This is a genomic window from Binatus sp. (SeqCode), from assembly GCF_036522015.1.
Taxonomy (GTDB): Bacteria; Desulfobacterota; Binatia; order Binatales; family Binataceae; genus Binatus.
Map to the genome: position 1 here is coordinate 1 of NZ_DATDGQ010000244.1, position 19,552 is coordinate 19,552.

At 62.2% G+C, this 19,552-nt stretch carries 20 protein-coding genes; 10 read left to right on the forward strand and 10 right to left on the reverse strand.

Going from position 1 to position 19,552, the window contains the following annotated elements; genetic code table 11:
- The 4 genes from VIW95_RS10435 to VIW95_RS10450 all read right to left on the reverse strand — a co-directional run.
- On the reverse strand, positions 1–243 hold a 243-nt coding region (locus VIW95_RS10435), incomplete at its 3' end, for a PHP domain-containing protein (RefSeq protein ID WP_331586138.1).
- 10 nt (positions 244–253) lie between these two features.
- Entirely contained in the window at positions 254–1,771 is a 1,518-nt protein-coding gene (locus VIW95_RS10440; protein ID WP_331586140.1) for a serine/threonine-protein kinase, read from the reverse strand.
- A gap of 60 nt (positions 1,772–1,831) precedes the next feature.
- Positions 1,832–2,173, reverse strand: a complete 342-nt coding sequence (locus tag VIW95_RS10445; RefSeq protein WP_331586142.1) for a hypothetical protein — start codon at positions 2,171–2,173, stop codon at positions 1,832–1,834.
- Positions 2,166–3,548: an FHA domain-containing protein gene (locus VIW95_RS10450; RefSeq protein ID WP_331586144.1), complete on the reverse strand. Its 1,383-nt coding sequence runs from the start codon at positions 3,546–3,548 to the stop codon at positions 2,166–2,168. The genes VIW95_RS10445 and VIW95_RS10450 overlap by 8 nt, the downstream gene beginning before the upstream one ends.
- Before the next feature lie 96 nt (positions 3,549–3,644).
- Here VIW95_RS10450 and VIW95_RS10455 point away from each other — a divergent pair, with 96 nt between their 5' ends.
- Positions 3,645–4,886 (forward strand): CoA transferase, encoded by a 1,242-nt coding sequence (locus VIW95_RS10455; RefSeq protein ID WP_331586146.1) that lies wholly within the window; start codon positions 3,645–3,647, stop codon positions 4,884–4,886.
- Here VIW95_RS10455 and VIW95_RS10460 read toward each other — a convergent pair.
- Positions 4,883–5,710, reverse strand: a complete 828-nt coding sequence (locus VIW95_RS10460) for a TIGR03619 family F420-dependent LLM class oxidoreductase (RefSeq protein WP_331586148.1) — start codon at positions 5,708–5,710, stop codon at positions 4,883–4,885. The two genes, VIW95_RS10455 and VIW95_RS10460, sit on opposite strands and share 4 nt — an antisense overlap.
- A 98-nt stretch (positions 5,711–5,808) precedes the next feature.
- On the opposite strand from VIW95_RS10460, the gene VIW95_RS10465 reads away from it, so the two are divergent.
- The 4 genes from VIW95_RS10465 to VIW95_RS10480 are packed head-to-tail and all read left to right on the forward strand — an operon-like array spanning position 5,809 to position 8,554.
- Positions 5,809–6,420 carry a TetR/AcrR family transcriptional regulator gene (locus VIW95_RS10465; RefSeq protein WP_331586150.1) on the forward strand — a complete coding sequence of 204 codons (612 nt, stop codon included), beginning with the start codon at positions 5,809–5,811 and terminating at the stop codon, positions 6,418–6,420.
- A 47-nt stretch (positions 6,421–6,467) separates the two neighbouring features.
- A complete protein-coding gene (locus tag VIW95_RS10470) occupies positions 6,468–7,490 on the forward strand; it encodes a hypothetical protein (RefSeq protein ID WP_331586152.1) in 1,023 nt (340 codons plus the stop codon).
- Between the two features lie 20 nt (positions 7,491–7,510).
- The gene (locus VIW95_RS10475; protein ID WP_331586154.1) at positions 7,511–8,284 is read left to right on the forward strand and encodes an enoyl-CoA hydratase/isomerase family protein; all 774 of its coding nucleotides are present in this window, start codon (positions 7,511–7,513) and stop codon (positions 8,282–8,284) included.
- A gap of 12 nt (positions 8,285–8,296) precedes the next feature.
- Positions 8,297–8,554, forward strand: coding sequence for a hypothetical protein (locus VIW95_RS10480; protein WP_331586156.1), 258 nt, complete (start codon positions 8,297–8,299; stop codon positions 8,552–8,554).
- 9 nt (positions 8,555–8,563) lie between these two features.
- On the opposite strand, the gene VIW95_RS10485 is transcribed toward VIW95_RS10480, so the two are convergent.
- The 5 genes from VIW95_RS10485 to VIW95_RS10505 all read right to left on the reverse strand — a co-directional run bounded on the left by VIW95_RS10485 (position 8,564) and on the right by VIW95_RS10505 (position 15,026).
- Positions 8,564–9,679, reverse strand: a complete 1,116-nt coding sequence (locus VIW95_RS10485; protein ID WP_331586158.1) for an LLM class flavin-dependent oxidoreductase — start codon at positions 9,677–9,679, stop codon at positions 8,564–8,566.
- A 153-nt stretch (positions 9,680–9,832) separates the two neighbouring features.
- Positions 9,833–11,488: a PfkB family carbohydrate kinase gene (locus tag VIW95_RS10490; RefSeq protein WP_331586160.1), complete on the reverse strand. Its 1,656-nt coding sequence runs from the start codon at positions 11,486–11,488 to the stop codon at positions 9,833–9,835.
- The gene (locus tag VIW95_RS10495; RefSeq protein WP_331586162.1) at positions 11,481–12,629 is read right to left on the reverse strand and encodes a dihydrodipicolinate synthase family protein; all 1,149 of its coding nucleotides are present in this window, start codon (positions 12,627–12,629) and stop codon (positions 11,481–11,483) included. Before VIW95_RS10495 ends, VIW95_RS10490 begins: the two co-directional genes overlap by 8 nt.
- Before the next feature lie 160 nt (positions 12,630–12,789).
- Positions 12,790–13,494 carry a hypothetical protein gene (locus tag VIW95_RS10500; RefSeq protein ID WP_331586164.1) on the reverse strand — a complete coding sequence of 235 codons (705 nt, stop codon included), beginning with the start codon at positions 13,492–13,494 and terminating at the stop codon, positions 12,790–12,792.
- Positions 13,491–15,026, reverse strand: a complete 1,536-nt coding sequence (locus VIW95_RS10505) for a hypothetical protein (RefSeq protein ID WP_331586166.1) — start codon at positions 15,024–15,026, stop codon at positions 13,491–13,493. The genes VIW95_RS10500 and VIW95_RS10505 overlap by 4 nt, the downstream gene beginning before the upstream one ends.
- Before the next feature lie 105 nt (positions 15,027–15,131).
- Here VIW95_RS10505 and rpmE point away from each other — a divergent pair, with 105 nt between their 5' ends.
- The 5 genes from rpmE to hisD form a co-directional block, all read left to right on the forward strand.
- The gene (gene rpmE / locus VIW95_RS10510) at positions 15,132–15,371 is read left to right on the forward strand and encodes a 50S ribosomal protein L31 (RefSeq protein WP_331586168.1); all 240 of its coding nucleotides are present in this window, start codon (positions 15,132–15,134) and stop codon (positions 15,369–15,371) included.
- Between the two features lie 152 nt (positions 15,372–15,523).
- On the forward strand, positions 15,524–16,585 hold the full coding sequence (gene prfA / locus VIW95_RS10515; protein ID WP_331586170.1) for a peptide chain release factor 1: 1,062 nt from the start codon (positions 15,524–15,526) through the stop codon (positions 16,583–16,585).
- Entirely contained in the window at positions 16,582–17,469 is an 888-nt protein-coding gene (gene prmC, locus VIW95_RS10520; RefSeq protein ID WP_331586172.1) for a peptide chain release factor N(5)-glutamine methyltransferase, read from the forward strand. The genes prfA and prmC overlap by 4 nt, the downstream gene beginning before the upstream one ends.
- Positions 17,470–17,475: 6 nt before the next feature.
- Positions 17,476–18,732 carry a UDP-N-acetylglucosamine 1-carboxyvinyltransferase gene (gene murA / locus VIW95_RS10525; protein ID WP_331586174.1) on the forward strand — a complete coding sequence of 419 codons (1,257 nt, stop codon included), beginning with the start codon at positions 17,476–17,478 and terminating at the stop codon, positions 18,730–18,732.
- Positions 18,732–19,552: histidinol dehydrogenase (gene hisD / locus VIW95_RS10530; protein ID WP_331586175.1), on the forward strand; the 821-nt coding region annotated here is incomplete at its 3' end. The genes murA and hisD, both read left to right, overlap by 1 nt.

Below are 19,552 nucleotides of genomic sequence, written 5' to 3' on the forward strand. Positions count from 1 at the left end.
GAACAGCAGCAAATGACCGAGGTCAGTGTCGGCTTCGATTCCTTTGAAAATAGCAATTTGAAATCGTTCAGCGAGTTCCGCGTAAAGTCGTTCAACTTCGGCATCGGTCGGGAACAGGCGATGCTCGGTAAAGCAGATCGCGCCGAGCCCGCGGCAGGAGACGTTCGCAAATTCGAGATATTGCTCCGGCGCGACGTTGGAGTCGGACGAAAGCCTGGTGTGGACGTGCAGGTCGGCGATCATGCGGTGGATGTTATGGCTCGGCGAAGGTATCGCGCACCTGGATATGGTCCTCGATCGAGAAAATTCGCGCGACCAGGAAAATCTGCGTCTGCACCATCAGCCGATCGGCCTCGGTCGGCACATTGCCCCACAGGATGATGGTGTCCCCGTCCATTTTGAAATGAACCGACTCGTAGCCTTGCGCATTGAGCGCCTGGCGCAGCGCGACCTCGCGCGGCGCGGTGTGCGCAGGTTCAGACGCGTCGGGCGCGCCGCCGCTATCTGGCACCGACGGCACCGCGCCGTAGTCGGGTCCGGTGTCGCCGTCGGACGGCTGCGGTTGCGACGAATGGAAGACCAGGTATCCCATCAGGAAAAATCCGCCAATCACCAGCGCCATCAGTCGTCCCGGACGCCGCCGGCGACGACGCTCATGAAAAATCGGCCCCGGAAATTCGTGCCGCGAAGCAACGTCGTCGAGTACGATCGTTTGCGCCTCGTGAGCGCCGCGATCCAACGCCGGCATTCGCAGCCGTCCCGTCACATCGGCGGCGCAGAACGAGCAGTAGTTTGAATCCACCGGGATGCTTCGGCCGCAGCGCGGACATTCCGTGTCGATCGCGTTGCTGAGCATCGTCGGCGCCGACGCTTGCTGCTCTTTCGACTTCACGCCGCTCAGCGGCAGCTTGAGCTGTGGCCGCGCCGACCCCGCCGGCGACGAATTGCGCTGCGGCGTTGTGATCGGCGTTCCCGACTTGATTGCCATCAGCCGCTGCCGGAATTCCGCGGCGTCGGCTACGCGCAGAGCCACGTCGTACTTGAGCGCCTGATCGACCAGTTCGCAAAGCGCCGGCGTGGTGTCGGGACATAGCGAGCGCAACGATGGAAAACTGAACGGCGGTTCGAGCGCGGGGTCGCGACCCGACAGCGCATGATGCATCGTGGCGCCCAGCGCGTACAGGTCAGAGCGAAATTCGACCTTGCCGCGATATTGCTCGGGCGGCGCATAGCCCTGCGTGCCGATCATCGTCGCGTTGCTGAGCGGTTGGAACAGTCGCGCGATTCCAAAGTCGATCAGCTTGACCTGCTCCGACGGCGTTAGCATCACGTTCGACGGCTTTAGATCGCGATAGATCACCGGCGGTTCCAGGTTGTGCAGGTACTCGAGTGTGTCGAGCACCTGCAGCGCCACGTCAATAACCTCGCTCTCGGGAAGCTTGCCGCCGCTCTCGTTGAGTTTCTGCTCGAGTGTAATCCCGTCGATGTATTCCATCACGAGATAATGATGGTTCTGGTCGCTGAAGCGGTCGAACACGCGCGGGATATGCTCGTTGCTGAGTTGCGCGAGCATGTCGGCCTCGCGCTGAAACGCCGCGATGGCCTGCTTCTGCGTTTCCGGACTGGTGAAGCTATCGACCATCTCGGCTAGTGCGCACGGCCGCGCCGCCAGCCGCAAATCCTCGGCCAGATAGACGAGCTTCATCCCGCCGCCGCCGAGCGGCTTCATCACGCGGTAACGTCCACCGACGATGGTGTTGGGCGCAATCATGCCTACAATCAGAATCTAACCACTAGTTCAACTCTATAGCAGCCCGGGAGCGTCTTAGGATCATCGCGCCGGCAGGTCTTCGCGAAGCGTCCCCGAGAACGCCGCATTGGCCGCGCATATCATGTGAATCAGGATGCCGAAGGGCGGCCCCACTCCGTACGCTATCGACACGAAGAAGAACCACATGATCCCCTTAAAGGGTCTCCCGCGGTAGACGTGGCCGACGCCCGGGACGATGCTGAGCACGAGCGCCAGCACCGGGTTGAATCCCGAATTTCTGCGCAGCAGCGGGAAACGTGTCACAGGCGCGCCGCACGATTTGCAGAAACTCGCCTCGGCGACGACGATCGGCTGACCGCATCGCGAACAGAACCTCGGCTTCTCGAAACCAGCGTCAGTCACGGAAGATAAACTGCGCGTCGCCGAAGCGTACGGCCTCGCCGTCGCTCACGCGGGTTGGCTCGGTCACCCGCCGACTGCCGACGAACGTCCCGTTCTGGCTGTTGAGGTCTCGCACCACGAACGCACCGTTGGAATTTTCGATGCTCGCGTGATGCCGCGAGATCGAGGAATGGCTCACCACAATTTCGTTGTCGAGCGCGCGCCCGATGTGCGTAACCGATCCAGCGCGCACCGGATATGCCTGCCCCGCAGCGTCGATAAGGCTCGGCCCATCGACCTTCGCCTTTGCACCCGCCAGCCGCGTGGCGATATGTGCGGGATTCACCGCATCGGTGGCGAGCGATGCCTGATGGCGCGCGGGCGCCGACGTCCCGCGCAGATGGAACATCATCTCGTAGCCGCCAATGTTGATTCGATCGCCGTCGCGCAAATCAACGGTCTCGATCCGCTGACCGTTGACGAAAGTGCCTTCCTGCACCGCGAGATTCCTGATGACGTAATCGGCGCCGCGCCGTTCAATCACCGCATGCCGCTGCTGCACCGAGGGATCGCCGAACAGGCCGACCGGATTTTCCTCCGCGCGACCGATAGACGCGCGCGCACCTTCGATCCGATACTGCCGCCCTCTCAGCCGCCCCTGCTCGACCGTGACCCACGCAGCCTTGGTCAGCTCCTGCACCAGCCCGATGAACAATCCGATAGCGAGGCCGGTGACCGCCTCGCCAAAAAACCGCGACGCCAGTCCGCCGCCGACTATTGCGCCGATCAAATCGAATGCGATTCCGCCGACCGCCCCGCCCACTAGTCCGCCTACTGCTCCCTTGGGCACGTTCTCCATCGTCAGCGTTGCCAACCCAACTCCCGCGCCCACCAGCGCTCCATCGATTGCCCATCCAAACAGTCTTGCGATGACGAGCGTGATAATCGAGCCGGAGACCAGCTCGCCGCTTGGACTGAAGCCGACTCCGCCTGCCTGTAGAACCAGGTTGAACACGTAGTTTCCGAGCCACGTCGACAGCAGGGAAAGTAGCGCGCAGATCGCAAAGCCGCGGATGAAACGCCGCTGGACCTCCGGCGACAAGCGGACATCGGACGTGTCAACGGCCGTGATGAACGCGCCGATCGCGCCTGCAGCAATCGCCGCCGACAGATAATAAGCGACCAGGTCGCCGATCGTCTGTGCCTGCCCGAGGTGCGAGTTGTGCGAAGCGAGTTCGACCGGCAGCCATCCGATCGCGCCGCCGACCAGGCCCGCGAGAGCCTTGAACGTCAGCTCGCGCCGGTTCAGAGAATCGCTTTTCAGTAGAGCTAGCGGTGAGTTCACGACGCCCTCGGTAGAAGCATACAGGTTAGGAATATAATAGCCCGCAGCCATGCGCCGGAAAACGCTCTCCGAAAATAGCGTGCAATCATCGGACTGCGCGGCTCATATTGCTCCCTCAGGACAAAAACAGGCATCATCGCCGATGCTATGAGCATTGAAAATCTGGTTACCGAAAAATTCGGCCCTCTGCAGGGCGTGAAAATCGTATCGACCGGGACCTTGATTGCACAGCCATTCGCCGCGGAGTTGGCGGCAGAAATGGGCGCGGAAGTGATCCAGATCGAGCGGCCCGGAATCGGCGACGTCGGATGGCGCAATATCGGCATCAGGCTCGCGACCAAAGACCGCAAATCCTCCGTCGCGACGACCTGGATCCAGGAACGGCGTAACGTTTTCTGCGTCTCGCTGAATGTGTCGAAGGCGCGCGGCCGCGAGATTTTTCTGAAGCTTATTGCGCGAGCCGATATCTGGATGGAAAGTTCGAAACCCGGCACCTGCCGCAAATGGGGCCTCGACGACGCGTCGATCTGGAAGGTCAATCCGAAGCTCGTAATCACTCACGTCTCGGGCTTCGGGCAAACCGGCGATCCCGATTACGTCCATCGCGCGTCGTACGACGTCGTTGGGCAGGCAGTCGGCGGCACGATGAGCCAGACCGGATTTCCCGATCCGATTCCGCCGACGCGCGCCGCGCCATGGACCGGCGACTACATCACTGCGCTGTTCACGATGTGGTCCTCGCTTGCCGGCCTGACCTACGCGCGCACGACCGGCAAGGGCCAGTCGATCGACGTCGCGCAGTACGAGGCGATTCACAAAACGCTGGGCGGCACGATGGTCGAGTATTTCCAGAACGGCGTCGTACGCGAACGCTCCGGAAATCGCGCACAAGGCTTCCAGCCGCTCGATTCGTTCCAGGCGAGTGACGGATGGGTCGTGATGGGCGCGATCGGTGACGTCTATTCACGGATGCTGCATGTGATCGGGCTCGATCCCGCCGACCCAAAATGGGAAACCGCGCGCACGCAACTAGAGTCGATCGAAGGAATCGAGTTCGATGCGATCCTGCGCGGCTGGATTTCCGAGCGCACCGTGAAGGAAGTCGTAACCGCAATGGCCGCCGCCAACGTCCCGTGTTCGCCGATCATGACGAGCAAGGACATCGCCGAGGATCCGCAATACCGCGCGCGCGGGATGCACGTCGAATGGGAAGACGAGCAAGTGGGCAAAGTGAAAGGCATCGGCGTCACGCCCAAGTTCTCCCTGACGCCGGGAAAAATAGTGCGCGGCTCCGTGCCGATCGGACACGACAACGACCGCGTCTATCGCGAGATGCTCGGCGTCAGCGCGGACGATCTGGAGTCGCTGCGCCGCGACAAAGTGATCTAGCTTGCGACTTTCGCCATAAAGGTCTCGACCGATTTCCCGAATGCTTGCTCGTCCGGATAGCGTCCCAGGTCGAAGATAAAGTAGGTCGCGCCCGCTTCCTTCTCAGCCGCGACTTTTGCACGTGCGACGGCGATGTCGTCGAGCCTGAAACCTCGACGCACGATAATTTCAGGAACGTCGCGTCCAGCAGCGCGGGCGCGCGTATTCAATTCTTCAACTTTTGCTTTAAGTTCGGACACAGGCAGCATCGGATGCCAGCCGTCGCCGAATTTCAGCAAGCGATTCATCGCGGCCACTCCGTTGCCGCCAATCCAGATAGGCGGCCGCTTCGGTCTGGGCAGGAACACGAACGACGGAAACTTTACCAGCGGGCCGTCGTATGCGCCGGGCACATCAGCACTGAACAAATGATGAATCACGCTCAGCGTTTCGTCGGTAATCGCGCCGCGCCGCCTGAGGTTGACGCCGAGCGCATCGAATTCAGGCTTCATCCATCCGACACCGATACCCAGGATCATTCGCTCTCCCGATAGTTCCTGGATCGTCGCGACCTGCTTCGCGGTCAACACGGCCGGGCGATAGGGGACGACCAGCACTGAGACACCGAGCCGGATTTTCTCGGTCGCGCCGGCGAGGAAGGCCAGCGTTGCGAGTACGTCGAGATAGCGTCCGCCGGAACCTTCGGTCTGGTCGGGTGGGATGCACAAATGGTCGGAGACGAAGAGCGCATCGAAGCCGGCCTGCTCCGCGATTCGTGCGCAGGCGCGAATCGTCTTGCGGCTGGATTGCGGACCCATGTTGCGGATTGCGACTGCAAATTTCATCGCCAATTCTCCGGGCGCTGTCGCGCAACTGTCAACGCAAAGACTGGCAAGCACGCCCGCATCCAGTCAAACTAACCGGCCATTGGAGGCGACAACTCGTGGGTCGTCCATCGGCGAAGCAGCGCAAGCCCTACAATCTCGATGCGATCCTCGACGTCGCGGTGCGCGTGTTCCGTGAGCGCGGGTACGACGGGAGTACGCTCGACGACGTCGCGCGGGCGGCGGGGATCACCAAGGCCAGCATCTACTATCATGTTCGCAGCAAGGAAGAGCTGCTGGCGCGCGGCGTCGGCCGCGCGCTCGACGCGCTGTTCGCGGTGCTCGACGAGCGGCCCGCGAAGCGGGGCCGCGCGGCGGCGCGCCTCAGGTACATCGTGCATCGCACGATTGAAACCACGGTCGATCAATTGCCCGAGGTGGCCCTGTTGCTGCGCGTGCGCGGCAATACTCCCGTCGAGCGGCGGATCATGCAGCGCCGCCGCGCGTTCGACCATCTGATGGCGCGGCTGACGCACAATGCGCAGCGCCAGGGCGATCTGCGCGGCGACGTAGAGCCGCGGCTGGCGACGCGGCTGCTGTTCGGGATGCTCAACTCCGTCACCGAATGGTACCGGCCGGGCGGCGGACTGGACGCGCCGGAGGTGGCCGAGGCTATATTCCGGATTGCGTTCGAAGGGATGGAGCAGGGCGCCCGCCGCCGGGCACTTTGACAAATCAACCGAATGGTTGGTAGATTCAGATCGGGAGCCTAACCACGATGAGCGAATTTGAAATTCCCGAGGGCGGCCTGGTCGAAGCACCCGTCGTTGCCCAGCCCAATATCTTTCCGATCGAATGGCGATGCGAGACGCCGAAGCTCGCGGAAATCTATGAGCGCGCCAAGCGCGAAGGCTTCAACCCGGCCGATATCAACTGGAGCGAGCTTTCGCCCGAGGCGTGGAGCGACGACGAGAAGGTCGCGATCATGTACTGGTGGGCGCTCCTGTCCAATTTCGATTCGTCGGGCCCGGCGGTATTCGCGCGCGCGACAATTCACGCGTGGGAAACACACGAAGAAGATCCGGTCCGCAAATGTTTCTTTTCGATCACTCGCGACGAGACCAATCACGAGGAAACCTGCCAACGCGTGATCCAGCGCCTGGTGCCGAACGGTCCGCAGGGCTTTGCGCCCACGAGCGAGCTGCAGCGCGTCGCGCTCAACAATATCGGTTGGCTCTACCATAACGGCGGCCGCTACTGGACCGGATACAACCGCGCGATCGATCGCTATCCCCTCGCGGTGATCTTCACCTCGTTCATGATGGGCGAAGTGGCGTCGTCGACGCTGTTCCACGGCATGGCGCACGCCACGACGCATCCGGTGTTCCGCGATATCTTCACCAAGATTGGCCGCGACGAAGCGCGCCATCTCCAGATCTGCATCAACCTGCTCGAGAAGGAGTGGCCAGGACTCACCGACGAGCACAAGACTTTCATCACCAAGCAGCTTCGAGCCGGGTTTGTGTTCCTCTCGATGGTGCTGTGGGAGCCGCCGGGACAGTTCTGGGATTTGCCCGGCTATTTTCTGCACAACCATCGAATCCTGTCGCGCACCGCGCGCGAGGCGGGGCTCGGCATTCTCACCTTCGAGCAGCAAGCCGACAACTGGCGGCTCGCTATCGCCCGCGTGCGCAAGCTGGTCGAGCGCTGGGACATCCAGTTCCCCGCGATCCCCGAACTTGATATTGAGGGAGTTGACGTCGGCGATATCACCGCCGAGGACATTATTCCGGTGTTCTGACAAACCCAGAGGCCACCAATATGAGCGTCGATCTGTCGGTCGAAAATGGTCTTGCGGAAATTGTCCTCAACCGGCCTGACAAGATGAACGCGTTGAACGACGCGATGGTGGCCGAGCTTAACGGATGTCTCGAGCGCGCGGCGTCGCCGGGCGTGCGCGCGATGATGATTCGCGGCGAAGGGCCGGCGTTCTCGGCCGGACGCGACCTCGCGGATGCGCATCCGGGGGACGAAGACGCCGAAGCAATAATCGAGACGACGTTCAACCCGCTGATCAAGCGAATCGTCGCATTCCCCGCGCCGACGTTTGCCGCCGTTCACGGCGCATGTCTCGGCGTCGGCCTGGGACTCGCGTTGGGATGCGACGTGGTCTACATCGCAGACGACGCGAAGATCGGATCGCCATTCGCGCGAATCGGCGCTGTGCTGGACTCCGGCGGCCATTCGTTTTTCGTGTCGAGTCTCGGAGCGCATCGCGCACTCGAGCTGATCTACACCGGAAAACTGCTCTCGGGCACCGAAGCGGCGCAGCTTGGACTCGTGAATCGGAGCATGCCCAAGGACTCGCTGGTCGCAGAGACGCGCAAGATCGCGTCGCAGGTCGCGCAAGGTCCGACCGCCGCGTTCATGCAATCGAAGCGTCTCGTGCGTAGAATCGACGAAGAGGCGATGGGCCTGTTTGCGGTTCTGAAGTGCGAGGCACAGGCACAGGGCGCGGCGGGAAGAACAGCGGACTACAAGGAAGGCATCACAGCCTTTCAACAAAAGCGCACGCCAAAGTTCCAGGGAAAATAGGCAGGAACACTCATGCAAGAGAAAATCAAAGTTGGTTTCCAGGCTTTTGCTTCCGACGGAGGCGAGGAGTTCGGCGCCGTCCGACAGGTTTCACCGGGCGGCCGGCCGGAGCTCGTGATCTACGTCGAGAATGCCGGTGACTTCACGGTCCCCCTCAGCGCAGTCGAGGCGGTGCATTCGGAGAAGGTCGTGCTGAATTGCACCAAGCTCGATCGTAAGCTGCGGCATGCTATCGGGCATGCGCACGACAGCGAGAAGCCGGGCGCCTGAGGATTCCGCTCAGCGGGCCGCGGCCGAAGATGGAATCGGAGCCGGATCCTTGAGCGGCTCGGTGTTCCACTTTTTCAGTTCGGGCAGAACGTACTTCGCGAAGCATTTTATGCTGCGTTCGGCATCTTCGTAGGGCATCCCGCCGAAACTGAAATTGAAAAACACGCCGTTGGCGTCGATAGTGTCGCGGACGAAGGCGCACTTCTCGATCACCTGGTCGGGCGTGCCCCACGGCATCAGCATCGCGAAGTCGCGCGCGGCGACGTCGGGCCCGGTCTTTTTGATGAACTTGCTGACGTTGCTGTAAAACTCGTAGCTCTTCTTGGTGCCGAACTCCGGCGACATCATCTCGTAATGCTTCATGACGGTGTGGTAGTTGGCGGCGATCCATTTCATCGCAAGTTCTTCGGCGCGATCCTTGTTTTCATCGACGACGCAGAAACCGCCGGAGAGGGGTTTGGGGATGGGCGCCGCACCGTTAACCTCGCGCCAGACCTTGTGATAGACCTCGAAATCTTTTTTGACGGCGTCCCACGGCTTTTGCGGAATCACCAGCAGGCCGACTCCCAGCTTCGCCATTATCGGCATCGACTCGGGTGAGACGGCGGCGGCGTAGGTGCGGCCTTTGAATGAACGCGCGGGACGGGGACGAATCTCGCGGCGCGGCTGACGGGTGAACTTGCCGCCCTCCATGTAACCGTTTTCGAGCGCGTTCAAAACCAGTTCGGCGTACTCGACGAACAAGTTGCGTCCTTCGTTCTGGTCAAGGCGGAAACCGTCGTACTCGATGCGCGCGAGGCCGCGGCCCAGGCCAAGAATGACGCGGCCATTGGAAACGTGATCGAGCAACGCGACCTGCTCGGCGACGCGGATGGGATCGTGCCACGGCAGGACCACGACGCCCGAGCCGAGTTTTATGTGCGTGGTGCGGCCGGCCATGTAGGAGAGGAACTGCAGCACGTCGGGACACATCGTGTAGTCGTCGAAGTGATGCTCGACGCCCCAGATGGAATCGAAGCCGAGCGGCTCAGCCATCTCGGCGAGGCGGAGTTCGTTGCGATAAACCTCGCCGTCAGGAAGTGCGTTGCCAGGATTCTGGAAAACTGCGCCATATCCAACGTGCATGATGTGAGCCTCCTGAGAGGGATTTATGAGTCATAGATCGGAGAGGACTTGCAAGCAACCTAACCCCTAACCCCTTCCCGAGCGGGAAGGGGAACCGGATTTGAAGAGAGCTCTTCCCTTGGGGGGAAGAGGAACAATCGCTTAGAAGGAAACTCAGGCGCGGCGGCTGGTTGTGCGGGTTTCCGCGAGGCGTCGGGCGGCTTCGCCGATTGCTCCTGCCCGATGCCATCGTGAGTACTCCTCGACGGTCAGGCCGTGAGCGAGCTCCAGCGCGACGGACAGTCCCGCGAGTACGAAAACTTCGCCCAGCACGCTTATGCGCGGGGCAAGGCCGAGGCCGCCGCCTTCGTTGGGGACTGGGACGTGGATCACCAGGTCGGCAAGTTGGCCGAGGCCCGAGTCTTTGTTGCCGGTGATGGCGATCAACTGCGCGCCCTGCTCGCGAATGGCGGTGGCGGTCGAGAGCAACTCGTCGGTGCTGCCGCTGTTCGAGATGGCGATGACGACGTCGCGCGGATGCACCTGGCCGAGGCTGCCGTGCAGAGTTTCGGTCGCGTGCAGAAAAGTCGCCGGCGTACCGACCGAGCAGAATACGCTGGCGGCGTAGCGGGCGACGTGCTCCGGCTTTCCCACGCCCGTCACATGGACACGGCCGCCGCGGCCGAGCGCGGTGCGGATTATCTCGACGGTGCGCGAGATGGCTGCGATGTTCAAGCCGCCGCGCAGCGCCGCGAGCTCGGCGAGAGCGAGGTCGAAAAATTTTTCAACTTCGTCGGTTGAGTCGCCGATGGCGGCCTCGCGCGGCTCGGCGTCGAGTCGCGGCGTCGGCAGCGCGAGCGGCTCGGCATAGAGGTCAAGAATTTCCTCGCGCACTTCGAAGCCAGACGGAAAGGCGCCGAGGCGCGTGACTGCAACTGCGCCGGCGGCATTTGCGAGCCGTCCGATCTTTTCCCACGGCAGGCCAAGGCGAAGGCCGGCGAACACGCCGGCCAGGAACGCGTCGCCCGCGCCAGTGGAATCGACCTGCTTGACCTTGAAGGCGGGTACACGAATGGACGTGTCGCGCGCCGCAATCGAGCATCCCTTGTCGCCCTCGGTGATGATGACGGCTCGATTTCCGCACTTGGCGCGGATCGCGTCGGCAATCTTCAGAGGGTCGCGGCCATTGCCGGCGATTTCGCGGGCCGCGGCTTTCGACGGCTTGAGCCACGTCGCGAGTTTCAACGCCCGTTCGAGTTCGGCGCGCGTCCCGATCGAACCGATCGCATCGGAAGGCGGCACGTCAACGTCGAGAATGGTCGGAATGGAATGGGTGCGCGCGAACAGCAGGATCGCGAGCACGGTGCGCAGCGGGAGCTGCGAAATCTCGGTCGAAACCAGATTGGCGCGACGGATGAACGCGCCGTGACGGTTGCGAACCTCCGCGGGAGTCAGCTCGCCGGTCGCGCCGCGCGCCATATAGATAGCGCGATCGCCGGCGGCATCGACGAAGATAGTCGCGAACGCGCTGGCGGTGCCGTCGAAGGTCAGGTGATGGCGAATGCCCAGGCGATCCATTCCGTCGCGGAGGAACTCGCCGTTCCGGTCGTCGCCCATCTTGCCGAAGATGCCGGTTTTGAGCCCGAGGATTCGTCCCCATCCGAGATGGTTCAGGACGAGACCGCCGACCTGAGTGCGTTCCATCGCAGCGCTGGCGGTATGCGCGCGCAGCAGGATTTTTTCGTCGGCGCGGATGATCCGCGGCGTGCGGTAGAACTGGTCCACGACCATACTGCCGCATCCGACGACGTCGAGTTTTTCTTCAGCCATTGCGCCCCGCGGATTTTCGAGCTTTGGTTGCGGCCGGCGCGTGGCCGGCGGGCGAATCGTATTCGCTGACCCATCCGTGCTCAAGCATCTCCGCGTTGCGCTCGCGCAGGATGGCGAACCGCGTGGAGAATTCGCGGCGTTCAGTGTCGTTCAGCGTCGGCGTGCCCGCCCCGACGGTGTCGCTGTCGATGACGCCGAGTTCCTTCAGCGACGCTTTGAGCGTTGCGATCGTTGGTCGATAGACCTTCGCGCCGCGCTTGAAAGTGCACGTGATGCGAAATTCCTCGATCGCGTCGGCATACAGGCGCATCAGCTCGACGTCGCCGGAGCGGCAGACCTGCCATGCGCGCTGCCATTCGCGCGGCATCGCATTGGCCGGCCCCGCGACGACGCCGTAAGGGCGCGTGCGCTGAGTCAGGTAGCGGTTCCAGTAATGGCGCATGCGATCGCCGACGCCTTCAGGTGGCGCGAACAAATCGAAAATGAGATAGGCATTGCCGGCGTAGATCGCAAATTCGTGGCCCGCTTTGAAGTGCGACGCGGCGCGCGTGTAATTGCCGATCACAGGTTTGCTCGCGGTGACTTTGATCCCACGCACGTATGGCAACCGCGCCATCGCCTTGACGTCACGCGTATGCAAGTGGGGCGATTTGCCAGGCGCGGCGATGTCTGCGTTGTCGTAGAGGAACAGCGGCAGCATGCGGCCCGCGCGATCGAACAATCCGCCGATGTCGCGCTCGACGAATTCCGCGGGATGCTCAACGTCATTGATCGACAACGGCGCGAGGACGACCGCGTCTGCGCCGGCCTGGAGCGCGTGGGTGAGATTGTCGAGTGTGTCGCTTCGAGTGTGCGCGGTGATGCCGGCCCATGCTTCGATTTTCTTGGCGGCAGACGCGCGCGCGCGGCGACATTCGTCGATCGCGATTCGCGTGACTGCCTGGCGACGCGAGTTGTCGATTCGATCCCATTCGCCGGTCGTGCCCGCTGCAAAAATGATGTCGGCGCCGGCGCCGTTCTGCAGCGCAAAGCGAACGACGGCGCGCTGCTGGTCTTCGAGGATGCGTCCGCGCGGGTCAAGAATCGTGACGATTGGAATGGAGAGGCCGGGGCGCGGGAGGTAGTCGTCGAGCGATTGCACGGCGGCGATACTAGCAGAAGCAGGGTGGTGCTGCCTCAGGCTGAAAAGTTCAAGGTCCTCGCACTGGCGGAGGAGCGCTGCGCGATTTTCGGAGACCGGTACCGGCGGAGTTGGCGCGGCCGCTGTCCGAGGGAGATTTTGAAGAAGGTTCGGACGCTGGTCAGCCAACGCCCAGGCCCAGGTCGGTGATGAAGCTCCAATGATGCTCGTCGCTGGAGGCGTAGTTCTCGAGCTTCAATTTGATCGTAAGGCGGTAGTCGCCGTCGCCGGAGAGGGCAGCGACGGGGGGATTTTCGTACCAGATGCTTTTCTTGCAGACGTCCAGCATCATCTGATCGATTCTCGCTTTGCCCGAGTGTTGCTCGAGGATGAGCTCGGTGAGCTTGCCGCTTTTGTCCATGATCGCGGTGATGACGACGGCTCTGATTTCGGTGGGCAGCTTGGTTCGCGAAATTTCTTCGCTGCGCTCGGCCTCAATCAGGCGTGCGTATATGCGGTCGAGAATCACCCCCGAAAAAGTGGCGAACTTTGCGGCTTTGCCGTTGAGCAGGCGGACCGTGCCGGGATTGGCCTCGTTGCCAACGGTGCGAGTGATGCCGGGTTCGGCCTCGAAAGTGCGCGGTCCGGACGTTCCCGCACTGTCATCGTGCAGCAGTCCTTCGCCGCGAGCGGGAGCCGCCTGGACGGCGGCTAAGGGATCGATCGGGACGTCTGAGACGGTGGACAAATCGCTCACCAATTTCGGCTGCCGGCCGGATCCGGGGTCCGGGAGCGGTGGTTTGTCATCCGAGGCGCATCCGGCGCCGAAGATCGCGACGGCGAAGAGCGTCGCCGCTAAAAACGGATTCCATCGTTTACGGTTCATTTGGATTCTTCCCGCCGATCACTGTTGCCCGAATCCAACGCTGCGATTGCCGGACGCGCATCATTGTAATCGGCGACGAAAGCGTCGAAAAGTTCCTCGCCGAAGGCCCGTTCCTCTACGCGAACCTTGTCGTTGTGCTCCTTGGCGATCGCATCGCCGATTCGCGCGAGCAATTCGAGCGTCGGCGAGTAGTTCAACTCGGCCGTGAAGCCGCCGGAAAAATCATACGTGCCGTTGGCGAGAACGCGCGAGCTGAGTTTTGAATTCAAGCCGCCATCGCCGGTCGCGAGCACCCGCAGAAAATCACCGGCCACCAAATCCATCACCTGATGTACTCCAGGTGGCGCGACGAGTTGCGGGACCGCGTTCATCCGATTGGTGAAGGTACAGATGCCCGGCTCGCGACGGTAGTCGGTCGTGAATCCGATATTGGCGAGACCGAAATTCATCGCAAGACTGGTCACCTGCCCCGAGGCGAGCGTCCGGTAACTGCCGCGCGTGATTTCATTGAGCGCAATACTATCGCCCGTGGGCTGCATCGCGGCGTTGAACGGCGTGAGCAGGCCGTTGCGGAGCATTATCGTAAAGTGGATGTGGCCGTGGTCGAAAGCCTCGCGCATCCAGTAATTGCCGTGCGTATCGAGTATCTCGGATTTCGCCACCACCGCAGGCACCAGCTTGCGATAGAAATCGTAGAGCAGCGGATATTTTTTCAGCGCGTCGAGGCGAACTTCCATATCGACATTGAACAGCACGATTGGACCGGATGGCGAATTGAATTCGTCGAGCAGGTTGTTGAACTTGAAATAGTGATCGAACTTCGCCGCGAGATGCGGCATCTGACGATGAAAGCGATCCATCGCGGCGCGGTCATGATGATCGAATTTGCCCGACGCAGTATCCCACGGCGGTTTCAAATCGCCGTGAAACTCGCGCAGCGTGTCGGCCAGCATATCGACCAGCGCGCCGAGGCCGTAGGTATCGATCATCAGCTCGCCCGCGAGCGTGCCGGTCACACTCGAAACGCTGTCGGGAGTGGAATCGGCGGACGGCTTAAGGCCGAAGACGCCCGAGAATCCCGCCGGCTCCTCAGGACCGCGCCATTGCTGGACCAGTGAGTAGAGATAGTCGGCGTCGTCAGGTTGTCCGGAGACGCAAATCTGATGCGTGCCGTCGGGCTTGTCGCGCCACGGAATTTCCGGCTTCGAGTAGAGCGCGGCGGCGCGAATCAATGTCGATTGTCGAGGCGGCATCAGATCGACGACGTGCTGAAGCGACGCACCGAGCCTGGGATGGAACGAGAGCTTGCGCTGGAACGCGAGTTGGCGGTCGAAGATCGCGATTGCACGCGACGCACGCGCGCGACCGGGCGGCGCGAGACAGACGATCGGCGCGAAAAGAGTTCTGCTATCAGGCGCGAAGCGGGTATTTGCCGCGGTGGGGACTGGCGCGGGGTTCGCGGGCGAAGCAGCGGCGCAGCTGGCATTTCCGCCGATCGTGATTATTATTGCTGCTGCGAACGACGCGGCCAAAGCGATACGGAAAACGCGAAAACGCAGTCGTAACAGGCGAATTGTCTGCGATACCTTGCGATGGTATCCTGCAACACAATAGGTAGAAGAGTCCGGGAAATTAAAATGAAAACTGGAATCCATCCTGAATACCGCCGCTGCACTGTTATCTGTGCCTGCGGCAACACCTTCGAAACCCGCTCGACGCTCAAAGAGCTTCACGTCGAGGTCTGCTCGAAGTGCCATCCCTTTTACACTGGCACACAGCGCCTGGTCGATACCGCGGGGCGGGTCGAGCGGTTCAATCGCAAGTACGGCATCAAGAAGCCGGCCGAAAAGACGGCGGGAACCGCCGCAGAGAAGTAGCATAGCAACTCCCGCCGCCTGCGGTGCTCGACGCACCCGGGTGCGCGGGGGAGAATCCATCGGCACGGCCAACCTCGGCCGCGCCGTTGTTTTTTCTTTTTCAGGAAAGTGCTTCTCGGCTTTCTTAAAGGGCCGATGATCGTGATGGGGCGATGCTCGATAAGGCAAGCGCAATAGAAGAGCGGGTCGCGGAACTCGAGCGCAAGCTCAGCGATCCGGCGACGCTCGGCAATCAGCGCGAATACGCGCGACTGGCCAAGGAGCGATCGCAGCTTTCGGAGGCGGCGCAATGCGCGCGCGAGTACATCCGCATCGCCGATGAGATCGCCGGGCACAAATCGATCCTCGACGGCAATGACGCCGACCTGCGCGAACTGGCCAAGGCCGAGATGCCGACGCTGCAGAAAAATCTCGGCGCGGTCGAGGAGAAGCTCAAGGAGCTGCTCACGCCGCGCGATCCCAACGACGAAAAGAACGTAATTTTAGAAATTCGGGCCGGCACTGGCGGGGAAGAGGCGTCGTTGTTCGCGGGCGACTTGTTCCGGATGTACTCGCGCTATGCCGAGCGGCACGGATTCAAGCTCGAAACGCTCAGCTTGAGCGACACGGGGCTCGGCGGAATCAAGGAAGTGATCGCCCTGGTGACCGGCCGCGGCGCATACTCGCGGCTGAAGTACGAAGGCGGCGTACATCGCGTGCAGCGCGTGCCGGAGACCGAAGGCTCGGGGCGCATCCACACCTCGGCGGTCACAGTCGCCGTCATGCCCGAAGCGGACGAAGTCGAGGTCAACATCAACGAAGCGAAAGACCTGCGGATCGACGTGATGCGCGCGTCTGGCCCCGGCGGGCAAAGCGTCAACACCACCGACTCGGCGGTGCGAATCACGCACATCCCGAGCGGCATGGTGATAATCCAGCGCGACGAAAAATCGCAGCACAAGAACAAGGCGAAGGCCTTGAAGATTCTGCGCGCGCGGCTGCTCGAGCAGGCGCAATCGGAGCAGCAGGCGAAAATCGCGCAGACGCGAAAATCGATGGTCGGGACAGGCGACCGCTCGGAGCGCATCCGCACCTACAATTTTCCGCAGTCGCGCGTGACCGACCATCGCGTCAATGTGACGATTCATCAGCTCGACAATTTTCTCGACGGCGCGATCGATCCGGTCATCGATGCGCTGGCGGCGTACGATCGCGAGCAGTCGCTCAGCACGTGAGCGCGGCCATGAGCGAGGTGCTCGCGCGCGCGTTGGCGGAGATCGACAAGGCGTCAAACAAGCTCGCGGCTGCCGGCATCGAGTCGTCCCGTCTGGACGCGGAACTTCTGCTGGCGGAGGCCGCCGGCGTGACTCGCGAGGCCGCCATCACCGGTTCGCTCGATCTATCGCCCGCAACACTAAAAACATTCGACGCGATGGTCGCGCGGCGCGAAAAGCGCGAGCCGGTCGCGTACATCCTCGGGCACAAGGAATTCTACTCGCTCGACTTCGAAGTCACGCCCGCAGTACTTATTCCGCGGCCGGAGACGGAGTTTGTAGTCAGCACGGCGCTTGAATGTGTTGCGGGGAGAGCCAATGCGCGCGTGCTCGACGTCGGCACCGGCTCAGGCGCGATTGCGATCGCAATCGCCGTCAACGAATTGCGGACACGCGTTACTGCGGTGGATATTTCCACGGATGCGATTGCGGTGGCCTCGCGCAACGCGCGACGTCATCGGGTTGACGAGCGAGTGGCGTTTCGGCGCAGCGACTGCTTCGAGGTTCTCGACGGAGGACCGGCGCTCGGAACGTTTGACGCGATAGTCGCGAATCCGCCTTACCTCGACGACACCGAGATCGGCGCTCTGGAGCTCGAAGTGCGCGGCTATGAGCCACGTCTTGCGCTGAGCGCAGGCACTGGCGGCCTCGATATCTTCCGCAGGATCGTGGCGGGCGTGTCGCGACATCTTGCCAACGATGGCGAGATGATCGTGGAAGTCGGCATGGAGCAGGCGCCGGTGATCGCGAAACTTCTCGAAGAAGCGGGCTTGCGAGTGGTCGCTGTGATAAATGATTTCGCTGGGCATCCGCGCGTCGTGCATGCGCGCAGAAGCGGGGAATAGCTGGCGATGGAAAAAATGATAATTCATGGTGGCGCTCCGCTGCGCGGCACCGTCACGCTGAGCGGCAGCAAGAACGCAGCGCTGCCGATCATGATGGCGTCGCTGCTCACGTCGGAACCGCTTCATCTCACCAACGTCCCGCGGTTGCGCGATGTGAAAACCGCAATGGAGCTGCTGATCCAGCTCGGCGTCGCGGCGCGCTGGACCGACGAGCATCGCGTCGAGCTTCATGCGGCGAAAGTTACCTCGCATGAAGCGTCGTATGAACTGGTCAAGACGATGCGCGCATCGTTCGTCGTGCTTGGCCCGCTGCTGGCGCGGACCGGACGCGCGCGCGTCTCGACGCCCGGCGGATGCGCAATCGGCGCGCGCCCTGTGAATCTGCACATCGCAGGGATCCGCGCGCTCGGCAGCAAGATCCAGTTCCGTCATGGCTACGTCGAGGGGCACGCCGAAAAGCTGACCGGCGGGCGTATCTGGCTTGATTCTCCGTCGGTCGGCGCTACCGAGAATATTCTGATGGCGGCGGTAACCGCCCGCGGCCACACCGCGATCGAAAACGCCGCGCGCGAACCCGAGGTGCAGGATCTCGCGCGAGTGCTGGTCAAGATGGGCGCGAAAATCCGGGGCGCCGGCACGCACGTGATCGAAATCGAAGGCGTCGAACGGCTGCACGGCGCGGAGCATGAAGTTATACCTGACCGAATCGAAGCCGGTTCCATGATGGCGGCGGCGGCTATTACCGGCGGCGACGTCACGATTGCAAATGCTCCGATCGAGCATCTCGATGCCGTCGCGACCAAGCTGCGCGAGGCCGGCGTTACCGTCGAGGCAAACAGCAATGGCCTCCGCATCGCGCGCACGGATGGACTCAAGTCGGTCGAGCTGCGCACGCTGCCGTATCCGGGTTTTCCAACCGATTTGCAGGCGCAGATGATGGCGATGCTCACCCAGGCTGAAGGCACTTCGGTTATTACCGAAACGATTTTCGAAAATCGATTCATGCACGCGCAGGAATTGGCGCGGATGGGCGCCGACATCCTGATGAAAGGTCCCACCGCAGTCGTCCGCGGACCGTCCAAACTGAGCGGTGCTCCGGTGATGGCGACCGATTTGCGCGCCAGCATGGGTTTGATAATCGCCGGACTCGCCGCGGAACACACCACCGAGTTGAGCCGCATTTACCATCTGGACCGCGGCTACGAGGCGCTCGACGCGAAGCTGTCCGGGCTCGGCGCGCGAATCGAACGCGCTCCAGAATAATGCGACCCCGTGTCCTCGAGTCCCGGACTCCCGAGTTCAGGAAATTTCTCGCCGCGATACTTGGACGCCGCGGCAGCGACACCGCCGGCATCGACAGCGCTGTCTCGAAGATAATCGCCGACGTCCGAAAGCGCGGCGATCGTGCGTTGATCGAGCTCACGGCCAGGTTTGATCACGTGAAGCTTACCACCGCGACGCTTCGCGTGACGCCGGCTGAGCGGCATTCCGCAATCAATCGAATCCCGGCTGACGATCGCCGTGCGCTGGAGCTGGCTGCTGAGCGAATCGCCGAGTTCCATCGCCGCACGATGGAGAAGTCGTTCATCTACCGCGACAAGTCCGGGATGCGCCTCGGACAGATGGTGCAGCCGATGCGCCGCGTAGGAATTTATGTGCCTGGAGGGCTCGGCGCGTATCCGTCATCGGTGCTGATGAACGCGATTCCCGCCAAGGTCGCGGGCGTTGCCGAAATCGTGATGGTCTCGCCGCCATCGTCGGAGGGCGAGCGGCTTGCGGTACTTGCGGCCGCGGAAATCGCGGGCGTCGATGAATTTTACCGCGTCGGCGGAGCTCATGCGGTGGCGGCGCTAGCGTACGGCACCGAGAGCATCAAGCCGGTCGACAAGATCGTCGGACCCGGCAATTCGTACGTGCAGGCCGCCAAGCGGATGGTCTATGGCGTCACCGACATCGACAAGATGGCGGGACCGAGCGAGGTGCTCGTGATCGCCGACGACCGTGCGCATCCCGAATGGATCGCCGCCGACCTGATTGCGCAGGCCGAGCACGGTTCCGGCGATGAGGCCGCCGTGCTGCTCAC